A 15,420-nucleotide genomic window follows, 5' to 3' on the forward strand; every position below is an offset into this window, starting at 1 on the left:
AAATCCAAATAGAATAATCAGTATGAAGTAAAACTTGCAGAAAAATCGCATAAGTAAGGTGATCAATTTACGATGAATTTTGTGGTTAATATAGATGCGAAAAATATGTGATAGGTTATATTAAATGTATCATATTTAAAGTTAAGTTAAAGCATATACTCAATTTGATTTTTGCAAGAAATTAGAGAATTATAAATAAAAAAGAGCTGCCAACATGACAGCTCTTTTAACTAAGCGAACTTAACCAATGATAATCTGATGATTCGCTAACAATGTTTCCAGTTCAGTATTTACACCATTCAGTGTAAGCAGATTAGTCATAGCATATGCACCACCTGCACCATCTCGATCAATACTCAACACAGTATTGCCACCACTATGAGACACTTGTAAATAACTGCCAATATTGTCACCAGAATCAAGCGTTGCAATACCATTCACATAATGTGCAGCGCCATCACTATCAGCAGTATACCCAATCAATAAAGATTTCAGATCAATCCGGTCTGCGTCAGCTGTGGCTTCAACTGTACCCACTTTAAAGCCATTCACACTATCTGTACCATTGCCACCCGTTGCATCGGCTAACAATACTTTATATAACAAAGTATCTTGACCACCGTTGGCAAGATTAAAGGTGTCATTACCACCCCGCCCTTCAAACTGATTATTGGCTGTATTGCCTGTAAACGTGTCATTCCCATTCCCACCAGCAAGAGCTTCAATGTTCTTAAAGCTCGCTGTTCCAAAACCAGTGTTTTGAGCACTCATATTAGACAAATCAATGGTCAATGCAGTGCTGCCTGCCAGTTTATAGTCAACAGTATCCAACCCACCAGTTGCACTCCAATTACTGTTACCAGATAAATCCACTGCCGTTCCACCACTACCGTCATAACTGTCTGTCCCTGCTGTTGCAAAGAAAATATCGTTATAACCAGTACCGATGAATTTACCATTCGCAACGTTGGTCGTTGCTTCACCTGATAAGACATAAGCTTGGGTCGCTGCACCAGCGGTTAAACCTGCCCAGCTGAGGTTAATATTTTCAATGCTGTTTCCGCCTAGGCTTGCTGAACCACCCACATCCTGAGATACACCATTGACACTCTTAATCAATACAGCGGTGTAGCTGTCATTCGCATTCAAGCCGTAGAAGTTGACGATACCTGAACCATCTGCACCAAATACACCTGATTGTGGATTCAATATTTGTGATGCGACTAATGTACCCGCACTATTGTAAAGCTGTACAGTGTTGCCATAGTACACGTTTAGACCATTGGCATCTAAAATACGTAAATGCAAACTGGTACCATCTGCAACAATATTGTTGTTTTGCAATAAGATCGTATTGGCACCGCCTTTATAAGCCAATACATCGACTGCACCATCCCAATTATAATCTACTGCTAAAGCTCCATTCACACCTGTAATTGCAGTTCCCAGTGTACTTTGCGTAAAGCTTCCTGCCCCATTGTTGGTATATAGGTTTGGTACTGCACTGACGCCAGAACGCGGCAATTCCACAATATCCATTTTACCATCATGATTCCAATCCACTGCGACTGAAGCACCACCATCTAAAGTATCTGAAAGGTAAGTTGCCTGACCGCCCGCAGTCCCAGAAGCTGTTCCAAACAGACTTCCTGTGCCACTGTTCCAGTAAATACGGCTCGCTGTACTATCAGCAGTATTTGCAGCATTTCGACCAGCACCAAGGAATAAATCCATTTTACCGTCATTGTTGAAGTCTGCCCATGTCATCGCGGTCGCAGAGGCTGGGTCACCTGCTGCTCCTGTTCTAAATACACCAGCCACATTGATTTGAGTAAACGTATTATTGGCAGTTTGTACATTGGTCAATAAAGTCAAGGCATAAGCACCACCTGCTGTCGGTGTCGTTGCGCCACTGGTATGCTGAACCACATCTACAGCACCATCATTGGTCAAATCCACTGCCGCGACTTCAGAGAACGTATTTCCTGTTACTGTTGGAGGCTTACCCTGCACGCCCCCTGCCATTAAAGACAGGCTACCTGCAGTATTGGTAATAAACGTCATAGAGTCATTACCTGTATCGCCATAAGCAAAATCTAGATAACCATCGCCTGTTTTATCATAAGCAACCACAGCACCATTCCACATAGATGTGCCGCTTACCAGTACCTGATGGTTATAATTGATACCATCAATCGTGGTCCATACACTTTGCGATGAAGCACCTGTACTGGTATTTGTGAAAATATCCATAAAGCCATCACGATTAAAATCAGCAAATGATGCGCCTGACAATCCACCACTTCCGCCAGTAACACTGACATTGGTATAGGTATTCAATCCAGTACTGTTATAGATCATTCCAACATCACTCGTCGTACTGGTTTGGAAGAATGACCATAAACCATTTTGCCCCAGCGTCATGGTTGCACCCCCCACAACATTACCGACATCAGCATCCCCCCAAGTAGGCGTCAATGAACCTGACGAACTGAGCACTTCCAACTCCATACGACTTGCATCACTCATGATTATCGAGCCATTCGCATCCACGATGTTTGCCATTACATCATAGCGCCCGACATTGACTGCACCGACAGGCAATTGCACATACCAAGTGTGATTTACAGGATCTACGACCACAGTATTGTTTGCCGTACTATAGGTCGTACCATTTACGGTTATTTGTAAAACCTCACCAATATTTAAGCCATAAGGAATGGTTCCACTCACAATTGGCGTAGTATCTGTGGTGGTTTGTGCATTGATATGAATTAAAGCGGCAGTTGAAGAACCCAGTAACAGTTGCCCATTCGCCAGCAAAGACTCCATACTCATGCTCAGACCATTGAGTATCAACAAAGGCGTTGTAAAGTTCCCAGTACCCGCTAGATCAACTGAAATCACAGTGTTACCACCCGCTGTCATGACTTGAAGATAATTGCGCAACCCGAGCGATGCACTGTCCAATACATAGGTTCCTGTACCAGCATCAAAGTAGACATAGGCTGTGCCAGTATAAGCTGTCAATAAGCCACTCAGGTCAATGATATCTGCATCAGAATTCGGTGCAAAAGCTAAACTCCCTCCACTGAAATCATTGATCGTATCAGTACCATTTCCCCCAGTAACATGATCAGCAGGATTAATCAGGTTGTATACTATTCGATCATTACCTCCATTAAAGCCTAAAGTGATAATGTCATCCCCGCCACGACCTTCAAAAATATTATCAGTGTTATTACCAAATGAACCGAGTAAACCGATTAAGGTATCTGCTTGTGCACTACCACGTACCCCCTCAACATTGGTGATATTACTAATCGTCCCCCAACCTGATACCGTACCAGCTTGTAGATTAACCGTTACACCTGTAGATGCATTACGGAAATCAATAATATCCATACCCCCTGAAGCAACCCAAGTTTTACTTTCACCTTTCATGACAGGTAAATTCCAGCCACCACCGCCGTTATAAGCTGTGGTCCCCCCTGTCACATTAGAAACCACATAAGTATCGTTATAGCCAGTACCCACCAATGTTGTTGCATTGGCAGTGGTCACAGCTGTTGTGGTCAACACTTGTGCGTCAACCGCACTGCTTGGAGTAACGTTCCATGAGTACGTCGTTGTCACGCCATGATCATTCGCCAATAATTTGACTGTGTAGCTTTGTGATGGATCCAAACCAAAAATGTTGACCAATGCAGAACCATCGTTGACCCAATTTCCTGATTGTGGATTTATGATTTGGGTGGATACTAAACGCCCCGAAGAATCGAACAACTGAACGGTATTACCGTAATAGACATTATGACCTTCTGCATTCACGATACGCAGATGCAAAGCTGTTCCATCTTTGACTTGGTTGGTGTTGCTGATTAACTGTGTCTGTGTACTCGTATTAAAACTGGCTAACAGGTCAATATCACCATCCCAATCATAGTCAGCAGCGGCGATACCATTTAACGTGCTATTCCCCATATCAGCCAATTGCGTAGTCGCCCATCCCGCAGCCACATTACCGTTATTGGTATATAGATTCGCAATACCCGTCGTATAATCGACCTCTATTGCATCCATTTTGCCGTCACCATTCCAGTCGACAGCAACAGACGCTTCTCCAGCTAGGCTATCATTTGCAATTGCAATTCCATTGCTTGATAAGCTACCACCGTTATTGAGGAAAATTTTGCTATTGGCGGAGGTTCCTGTTTGAGTTGTATTTAAATATAAATCCAGATAACCATCACCATTAAAGTCTGCCCAAGTCATCGATAACGGGGTGGTCGAATCATCTGCTCTAGCGGCTCCGAATACATTGGTAATGACCTGTGTTTCAGTCCAGTTTGCACCCGTTGCACTGCTACTACCGTTATTTAACAACAAGCTTAATGTATAAGCGCCTGTTACCCCAGATTGGCTAGTGGTGGCATGTAAAGCGAGGTCGACTTTACCATCATTATTTAAATCTACTGCTGAATTTTCTCGATCCATGGTCAATGTATTCAGACCTGTTGCTGTCGGATTACCTGATGCCCGTCCATAGACACTGAATACACCACTATTATTTTTCAAAAATGCTGAGGAGTCGTTTCCTCTATCACCAATCACAGCATCCAAATAACCATCACCATCCATATCTAGAAATACTGAACCACCACGTGCAACAAGTTGTCCAGCATCTACAGTACCAGCAGTAAATCCTCCGCCAGCAATACCCGTCCAAATCGGCGCTGTCGAACTCACGGCACTATCTGTGCCGATGATGTCAATATTTCCATCCAGATTGTAATCACCGAAAGAATATGAACTGACCGTACCAGAAGCGAGTGTCAAAGCTGTGGTGGTATAACTTGTCGTTGAAGCACCAGCATAAACCGCTTGATCATTGACAAAAGTCCAGTGTCCATTCGTGTTAATGACCATACTGCTACCATAACCCAGTGTTGCATTGGTACCAAAAGCACTGTTGGTATATGGCGCATTACCCAAGTTGTTCACGACATCTATATCGGAAGTCATGCTTAGGCGACTACGGTTCCCTGCTGCATCCCAAATGACATAACCCAGATGGTACTGACCTGCTGTCAAACTCAATGACATATTCCATGTCCCACCTGCTGCGACTGTTGCAACATTGAGGACACTATCAACACCTTCTGTATAAATCCCATCGTTGTTAATATCATTGATCAGCGCCACAACACTGCCAACCTCAGCTGTGCCATCCACACTGCTGTTAAACTGTGCTGTACCTGCAAGGATTGTTTTGTCACCATCAGCATCGATCGAACCAGCATTGGCAAAATCTGGATTACTCAAAGTCATCGATGGTGCTGTTAAATCAAAGGTATATGTTGTTGTGGTGGTTGAGCCATGCGTTCCATTCACGGTATTTTCAATCCGTACTTGTAATGGAACAGTTGTCGATACTGCATAACCGAATGGTTGCGGATTATATGCCCAACTTGTTGCACCCAAAGTCGTTTGCACCACAATCCAACTGTTCCCACCATCCAGACTAATCGTGACTTGTTCATTCGCTTCCAAAGCACGACTGATCGTCCCATTCAGTATTGGCGTACTATCACGAGTGATCAAATCAGTATTGGTCGCATTATTATTGGTAGAGTAATTGCCAATCTGACCATAAGCAGTATCGGTCATGAGAGAACTGAGTGTGGCTGTTGCATCAACAGTTAAGGTGAAGATTGGACTTGCAGTTCCTTCATTACCCGCTTGATCTGCAACTTTGACATAGTAATTATATGTGCCAAAACCTAAGATATTCGGTGTATAACTCCATGAAGTCTGACCATTGGTTAATACGATTGAGGTGATTAAAACATTATTCTGATAAAGGTTAATGGTATAACCAGCTTGTACGCCTGCTGTGACCGCCCCAATCAAGGTTGGTGTGGTATCATCCGTCGTTGTATTGTTCCCCATCAATCCAGTAACTGCACCGGAATTATCAATATAATTATTAATATTGGCTGTTTGTGAGGTGGCTATCGTATCAACGATTAAATTGAAGGTGTTGGATATCGGTCCTTGATTGCCTGCAGCATCCATCACACGTGCAGTAAAATCATGACTGCCGTTGCTTAAAATGTTTGTAAATTCAAAAGTCCAATTTAAACCTGTAACGGTTGCAATACCTAAAAAGGTTGAGCCTTCATATATACGCAATACTTCATTCGCACCTAAACCTGTGTTGAGTGTACCGTTTAAAACAGGCAGCGTATCATTGGTATAACTACCTGATCCATAATCACCAGTGTTCATGATGACATCATCTGTAAAACTATTAATGATCGCTTGTTGAGTTGGTGGTGTTGTATCCAATATTAATGTGAAGGCAGCTGACTCAGGTCCTTCATTACCAGCCTGATCGACCACAACAGCGGTATAGGTATAAGTGCCATCTGTTCCTAGCGATAAAGGTAAAGTCCAAGTTGTTCCTGTGACTGAAGCAATACCAACTAAATTGCCGTTATTATCATGGATATGTAAACTTTCTCCTGATGATAATGCAGTATTCAGCGTTCCTTTTAAAAGTGCATGACTATCGTCAGTCGTAGTACCACTCACAAAATCGCCTTGAAATAATCCAACCGTATCATTATAGACAGTAATAGTTGGAACTTCTGTCGGTGCAATCGTATCCACAATCAATTCAAATATATTGGACTGTGCCAGAACACTGTTAAAACTATTCATCACCTCTGCACGATAGCTATAAAGACCATCACTTAAACCTGTGACTTGATAACTCCAAGACGTTTCAAAAACATCAGCTTCTCCCAGTAATATTGATGTACCCAGTACTTGATCAACTTGATAAACCAGCACTTTATCTCCATCATTTAATACTTTTCCAAGAGTTCCCATTAAGAGTGGCGAACTATCGTCTGTTTGACTTCCAGATAAATAATTCCCCATATTGTCGCCATAATCGTCGTTATAGAGGGTAATCGTGATATCTTCTGGCTGTACAGTGGAGTCAACTGTCAGAGTAAATGGCGCTGACGCTAGAGATTCATTACCTGCTTCGTCCGCAACTTTGACTGTATAAGTGTGAGTACTTGGATCTGTTAAGGTTGGTAAATTAAAAAACCAATTTGTGCCACCTGTTGTTGTCGCAACACCAACTAGAATTGTCCCCTCATAAATACGTATTTCATATTCAGGTGGAATTACAGAACTAAGTGTTCCATTGAGTATGGGATTTCTGTCATCTGTTGTTGTACCATTCCCAAAAGTGCCAATAACTGGTCCAGTTAGATCTAAATAACTGGTAATATTTGCGGTTTGTGTTGGCGCCACAGTGTCAACAATTATTCTAAATGCTGGAGACGAAAATACTCCAAGATTCCCCGCCGCATCCGCAACAACTGCCGTATAATTTTTATTGTCACCATTCACTAAACCTGCCACATCAAAGGTCCAAGCTGTGCGACTGGCATTTAAGGTTGCAACACCTATTTGTGTTGTCCCTTCATAAACGAGAACAACGTCGGTTGCAGCCAATGCACCACCGCTGATGGTTCCATTTAATCGAGGCGCTGTATCATCGGTATGTGTGCCACTTGGATAATCTCCAGTATTCGTACCCAAATCATCAGTGAAACTGTCAATAGTTGTGGTCTGTGTGGGTGCAAGCGTATCAATTGTCAGTGTGAAGTTCGCAGAATTAGTTCCATGATTACCTGCCGCATCAACAACGACTGCATAATAAGTATAACTGCCATTGCTCAGTGAAGGTAATTGGAAACTCCATCCTGTTCCTGTAGCATCGACAACAGCAACACCTAGCAGCGTATCACTATCATCATAAATTTCAACAACTTCCCCTAAACTTAAAGCACTACTCAAAGTTCCATTTAAGAGCGGTGTGGTATCATCCGTCGTTGTATTCGTATTGTTATCTCCTTGATAAATACCTATATTATCTGTATAGCTATCAATCATCACGGTTGTCGTTGGTGCAGTGGTATCTACAGTTAATGTAAATGCTGGGGACATTGAACCTGCATTACCTGCAATATCAACAATACGAACAGTATATTGATAGGTCATACCATCATTCAAACCAGATAATGAGTACGTCCAAGTGGTATCACCAGGACTCAATGTAATCGATGCAATCCATGTACCATTTTGATATAACTCAAGAATATCGCCCGCTTGCACTCCTGCTGTGATTGAGCCAATTAATGTCGGGGTAGTATCATTGGTGTTAGTATTATCTCCCATTAATCCTGTGTTAGGATCAACTAAATCAAAATAGCTATTAATAAAAGCATTTTGTGTTGGGGCAGTCGTATCTATTTGTATTACTTGACTATCTGTTGCCCCAATATTACCTGCAACATCCACAATACGAACCTGATAGATATAATCACCATCAGGGCTTAAAACCCGAGGGTCTTGGTAACTCCATGTACCTCCTGTAACGATTAGATTTACCCAATTGATACCATCCACACTTATTTGAACTTGTTCATCTGCTGCCAATGTACCGACAACACCATTCACGGTAATTGATTGGTCATTGGTGATAAAATCCGTCGAACTCGTCCCACTGTCTGTACTGATAGATGTAATATTCAATAAAGTGCTGACTGAAGGTCCTGTTAAATCAACAATCACTATCTGATCATCACTTTGACCAATATTTCCAGCTGCATCAACTACACGTACTTGATAAGTATATTCTCCTTCTAAAAGTGTCCGAGTATCCTCATAATGCCATGTTCCTGCATTTACAGTCAGATCAATCCAATTCAAACCGCCATCAATACTGATTTGTGCAGTTTCACCCACTGCCAAAGTCCCAACCGTACCATTAATTGTCAGACTGGTATCATTGGTAATAAAATCGGTCGTATTCAGTCCAGTATCATCAGTAATCGAAACGATATTAATCGTTGTACTTACTGAAGGTGGTGTTGTATCTATGTTCAATACATATGCATTTGATAAATTCGCTTGATTACCCGCGCCATCTTCTACACGTGCAGTATAGGTGTAGCTTATGCCATCACTTAAACCACTATCATCAAATATCCAAGTTGTGCCAGTACCTGTAATGGTTGCCGTTCCAACTCTAATATTTGTATTACCATCATTTCGATAAATCGCAACGACTTCTGTTGCACCTAAAACGGCACTAATTTCACCTAAAATTTGTGGTGATGTGTCATTACTATATCCAGCGCTATCTATATGACCCGTATTTGGCGCAACATTGTCATTTATACCTGTAATCGTTGCGACTTGTGTTGGCACAATATTGTCAACATAGTTAGTACTGGTACTTGGTCCAGTGTTACCTGAAGCATCGGTGACTGTACCACTCACCGCACCTGTCGGTTGGTTGATCGCAGAGGTCACAGGTCCATAATTACCTGAACTGTCCACCGCTGTGGTGACTATGCTGCCATCTGGATAGCGGATTTCAATGTTGCTGTTTGGCTCAACCGTTCCACTGACGCTTACCGAACCATCTGGATTGCCTGTGACATTGACCACTGGTGCTGCTGGATCAATGTTGTCGACATATTGGGTGCTGGTACTTGGTCCAGTGTTGCCTGAAGCATCAGTGACTGTACCACTCACCGTACCTGTCGGTTGGTTGATCGCAGAGGTCACAGGTCCGTAATTGCCTGAACTGTCCACAGGCGTCGTCACAGTGCTGCCATCTGGATAGCGGATTTCAATGTTGCTGTTTGGTTCAGCCGTGCCACTGACGCTTACCGAACCATCTGGATTGCCTGTGACATTGACCACTGGTGCTGCTGGATCAATGTTGTCAACATATTGGGTGCTGGTACTTGGTCCAGTGTTGCCTGAAGCATCAGTGACTGTGCCACTCACCGTACCTGTCGGTTGGTTGATCGCAGAGGTCACAGGTCCATAATTACCTGAACTGTCCACAGGCGTCGTCACAGTGCTGCCATCTGGATAGCGGATTTCAATGTTGCTGTTTGGCTCAGCCGTTCCACTGACGCTTACCGAACCATCCGGATTGCCTGTGACATTGACCACTGGTGCTGCTGGATCAATGTTGTCAACATATTGGGTGCTGGTACTTGGTCCAGTGTTGCCTGAAGCATCAGTGACTGTACCACTCACCGTACCTGTCGGTTGGTTGATCGCAGAGGTCACAGGTCCGTAATTGCCTGAACTGTCCACAGGCGTCGTCACAGTGCTGCCATCTGGATAGCGGATTTCAATGTTGCTGTTTGGTTCAGCCGTGCCACTGACGCTTACCGAACCATCTGGATTGCCTGTGACATTGACCACTGGTGCTGCTGGATCAATGTTGTCAACATATTGGGTGCTGGTACTTGGTCCAGTGTTGCCTGAAGCATCAGTGACTGTACCACTCACCGTACCTGTCGGTTGGTTGATCGCAGAGGTCACAGGTCCGTAATTACCTGAACTGTCCACAGGCGTCGTCACAGTACTGCCATCTGGATAGCGGATTTCAATGTTGCTGTTTGGCTCAGCCGTTCCACTGACGCTTACCGAACCATCTGGATTGCCTGTGACATTGACCACTGGTGCTGCTGGATCAATGTTGTCAACATATTGGGTGCTGGTACTTGGTCCAGTGTTGCCTGAAGCATCAGTGACTGTGCCACTCACCGTACCTGTCGGTTGGTTGATCGCAGAGGTCACAGGTCCATAATTACCTGAACTGTCCACAGGCGTCGTCACAGTGCTGCCATCTGGATAGCGGATTTCAATGTTGCTGTTTGGCTCAGCCGTTCCACTGACGCTTACCGAACCATCCGGATTGCCTGTGACATTGACCACTGGTGCTGCTGGATCAATGTTGTCAACATATTGGGTGCTGGTACTTGGTCCAGTGTTGCCTGAAGCATCAGTGACTGTACCACTCACCGTACCTGTCGGTTGGTTGATCGCAGAGGTCACAGGTCCGTAATTGCCTGAACTGTCCACAGGCGTCGTCACAGTGCTGCCATCTGGATAGCGGATTTCAATGTTGCTGTTTGGTTCAGCCGTGCCACTGACGCTTACCGAACCATCTGGATTGCCTGTGACATTGACCACTGGTGCTGCTGGATCAATGTTGTCAACATATTGGGTGCTGGTACTTGGTCCAGTGTTGCCTGAAGCATCAGTGACTGTACCACTCACCGTACCTGTCGGTTGGTTGATCGCAGAGGTCACAGGTCCGTAATTACCTGAACTGTCCACAGGCGTCGTCACAGTACTGCCATCTGGATAGCGGATTTCAATGTTGCTGTTTGGCTCAGCCGTGCCACTGACGCTCACCGAACCATCTGGATTGCCTGTGACATTGACCACTGGTGCTGCTGGATCAATGTTGTCAACATATTGGGTGCTGGTACTTGGTCCAGTGTTGCCTGAAGCATCAGTGACTGTACCACTCACCGTACCTGTCGGTTGGTTGATCGCAGAGGTCACAGGTCCGTAATTACCGGAACTGTCCACCGCTGTGGTAACTGTGCTGCCATCTGGATAGCGGATTTCAATGTTGCTGTTTGGCTCAGCCGTGCCACTGACGCTCACCGAACCATCTGGATTGCCTGTGACATTGACCACTGGTGCTGCTGGATCAATGTTGTCAACATATTGGGTGCTGGTACTTGGTCCAGTGTTGCCTGATACTTCAGTAACTGCTCCACTCACCGTACCTGTCGGTTGGTTGATTGCAGAGGTCACCGGTCCATAATTACCGGAACTGTCCACAGGCGTCGTCACAGTACTGCCATCTGGATAGCGGATTTCAATGTTGCTGTTTGGCTCAGCCGTGCCACTGACGCTCACCGAACCATCTGGATTGCCTGTGACATTGACCACTGGTGCTGCTGGATCAATGTTGTCGACATATTGGGTGCTGGTACTTGGTCCAGTGTTGCCTGAAGCATCAGTGACTGTACCACTCACCGTACCTGTCGGTTGGTTGATCGCAGAGGTCACAGGTCCATAATTACCTGAACTGTCCACAGGCGTCGTCACAGTGCTGCCATCTGGATAGCGGATTTCAATGTTGCTGTTTGGCTCAGCCGTTCCACTGACGCTTACCGAACCATCTGGATTGCCTGTGACATTGACCACTGGTGCTGCTGGATCAATGTTGTCAACATATTGGGTGCTGGTACTTGGTCCAGTGTTACCTGAAGCATCGGTGACTGTACCACTCACCGTACCTGTCGGTTGGTTGATTGCAGAGGTCACAGGTCCATAATTACCTGAACTGTCCACCGCTGTGGTGACTGTGCTGCCATCTGGATAGCGGATTTCAATGTTGCTGTTTGGTTCAGCCGTGCCACTGACGCTTACCGAACCATCTGGATTGCCTGTGACATTGACCACGGGTGCTGCTGGATCAATGTTGTCGACATATTGGGTGCTGGTACTTGGTCCAGTGTTGCCTGAAGCATCAGTGACTGTACCACTCACCGTACCTGTCGGTTGGTTGATCGCAGAGGTCACAGGTCCGTAATTGCCTGAACTGTCCACAGGCGTCGTCACAGTGCTGCCATCTGGATAGCGGATTTCAATGTTGCTGTTTGGTTCAGCCGTGCCACTGACGCTTACCGAACCATCTGGATTGCCTGTGACATTGACCACTGGTGCTGCTGGATCAATGTTGTCAACATATTGGGTGCTGGTACTTGGTCCAGTGTTGCCTGAAGCATCAGTGACTGTACCACTCACCGTACCTGTCGGTTGGTTGATCGCAGAGGTCACAGGTCCGTAATTACCGGAACTGTCCACCGCTGTGGTAACTGTGCTGCCATCTGGATAGCGGATTTCAATGTTGCTGTTTGGCTCAGCCGTGCCACTGACGCTCACCGAACCATCTGGATTGCCTGTGACATTGACCACTGGTGCTGTTGGGGCAGTTGTAGTATTGATAGCAAAGTTGGGACCAACACCACCAATACCAACATTACCTGTAATATCTGTAAAACTTCCTGCAATCACACTAATTTTATTATTGCTTGCCAAGAAATTTGCGTTGGGTGTGAAAATGGCTGTCCAAGTTAGACCACCATCATTACTGCTTACTGGACTTAACGTCCCATTTGATACCAAGATATCATCATTACCAAAGTTTTTTACGATCTCACTAAAACTAAAAGTTACAAGCGCTGATTCACCTATAGTTAGAATCGTATCACTCATACTAATAATGACTGTTGGTGCTGTACTATCTACTATTACTACCGCAGGCGGACTAACATTTCCCGATGCATCTACAGCGGTCACTTTAAGCGCTGTACCATCTGGAATAGGTGTTGTTGGTGTAAATGTAAATTTACCGTCTGATCCTGCTGTTGTAGTACCAATGACTTTACCTGAACTATCAGTAATATTTACCGTACTTCCTGCTTCTGCTGTCCCTGTAATTGGACTACCGTCTGTAGGATCAACGATGGGTTGAGCTGGTGCAGTACTATCAACAATCACTTGCGCAGGCGGACTAACATTTCCCGATGCATCTACAGCCGTCACTTTAAGCGCTGTACCATCTGGAATAGGGGTTGTTGGTGTAAATGTAAATTTACCGTCTGGTTCTGCTGTTGTAGTACCGATGACTTTACCTGAACTATCAGTAATATTTACTGTACTTCCTGCTTCTGCTGTTCCTGTAATTGGGCTACCGTCTGTAGGATTAACGATGGGTTGAGCAGGTGCAGTGCTATCCACAATGACTTGCGCAGGCGGACTAACATTTCCCGAGGCATCTACAGCCGTCACTTTTAGCGCTGTACCATCTGGAATAGGGGTTGTTGGTGTAAATGTAAATTTGCCATCTGGTCCTGCTGTTGTTGTCCCGATGACTTTACCTGAACTATCAGTAATATTTACTGTACTTCCTGCTTCTGCTGTCCCTGTAATTGGACTACCGTCTGTAGGATCAACGATGGGTTGAGCGGGTGCAGTGCTATCCACAATGACTTGCGCAGGCGGACTAACATTTCCCGAGGCATCTACAGCTGTTACTTTAAGCGCTGTACCATCTGGAATAGGGGTTGTTGGTGTAAAAGTAAATTTACCGTCCGGTCCTGCTGTTGTAGTACCGATGACTTTACCTGAACTATCAGTAATATTTACTGTGCTTCCTGCTTCTGCTGTTCCTGTAATTGGACTACCGTCTGTAGGATTAACGATGGGTTGAGCAGGTGCAGTGCTATCCACAATCACTTGCGCAGGCGGACTAACATTTCCAGATGCATCTACAGCCGTCACTTTAAGCGCTGTACCATCTGGGATAGGCGTTGTTGGTGTAAATGTAAATTTACCGTCCGGTCCTGCTGTTGTTGTCCCGATGACTTTACCTGCACTATCAGTAATATTTACCGTACTTCCTGCTTCTGCTGTTCCTGTAATTGGACTACCGTCTGTAGGATTAACGATGGGTTGAGCGGGTGCAGTACTATCCACAATGACTTGCGCAGGCGGACTGACATTTCCCGAGGCATCTACAGCCGTCACTTTTAGCGCTGTATCATCTGGAATAGGTGTTGTTGGTGTAAAAGTAAATTTGCCATCTGCTCCTGCTGTTGTTGTCCCGATGACTTTACCTGAACTATCAGTAATATTTACTGTACTTCCTGCTTCTGCTGTTCCTGTAATTAAACGACCATTAGTCGAATGAACAAGAGGCTGATTGGGTGGAGTCACATCTCCATTTTTTTTATCACTGGATGAATCGTTATTGGCTATAGCAGCAATAGCACCTATACCTAAAGCACCACCAATCACCCAAGGTAGAATCTCAATATTTACATCATGATATAGAAGTGGTTCTATATCATTGATAGAAATATAGTTTACAGTTTCTAAAACATCTTGTGTTTGATTTAATTCCAACAAAAATAATTTATTCTGGTCATCTTTTAAAACAATGTCATTATCTGAATGGGTAGCAAAAAAATTCTCAATTGAAATTTTCTCACCACTTTTTAATAGAATGACCAATGCATTTCCCACTCTTTCTGTTGATGCAATATCTTCTTTTTTCACATTAATAATAACAACTGAATTTTCAACCAACTTCACATCGGTTGAGCCCTTTAAGTCTAAAACCTGGTGAGTTTCTTTAGAAACTATTTGAATATTTAACATAATTTTTTCCCTTTATAATTTCATTAAATGTTTTGAATTTCATGTTTTTATTTGCAACGTTTTTGAGAGCACTTTTAATTGAATTGAACTATTTTTTAGTATTTTATTATTGAAATATAAAACGCACTAAACAAAATAACTAATATAAAAAGTCACAACATATACCCATGTTTTTTAATGATTTTATAAAAAAAATTAATCAAAAATTAAATAAAATAATTTAAATCAATATTTTTCAACATTTTATTATTTATTGTTTTTATCAAATTTAATAATCTA

Annotated in this window: 1 protein-coding gene; it reads right to left on the minus strand. The window is 43.9% G+C overall.

Annotated features, from left to right (window positions below; all coding sequences use genetic code 11):
- Positions 1-240: 240 nt before the first annotated feature.
- Complete coding sequence (locus tag I9192_RS15510; protein ID WP_200149897.1) at positions 241-15,141, minus strand: Ig-like domain-containing protein; 14,901 nt, start codon at positions 15,139-15,141, stop codon at positions 241-243.
- Between the last annotated feature and the right edge of the window lie 279 nt (positions 15,142-15,420).

The sequence above is a fragment of the Acinetobacter bereziniae genome, assembly GCF_016576965.1.
Taxonomy (GTDB): domain Bacteria; phylum Pseudomonadota; class Gammaproteobacteria; order Pseudomonadales; family Moraxellaceae; genus Acinetobacter; species Acinetobacter bereziniae.

Bases quoted from the DNA above. Each gene is read 5' to 3' on its own strand.
- I9192_RS15510 (WP_200149897.1), bottom strand. From the start codon at position 15,141: ATGTTAAATATTCAAATAGTTTCTAAAGAAACTCACCAGGTTTTAGAC.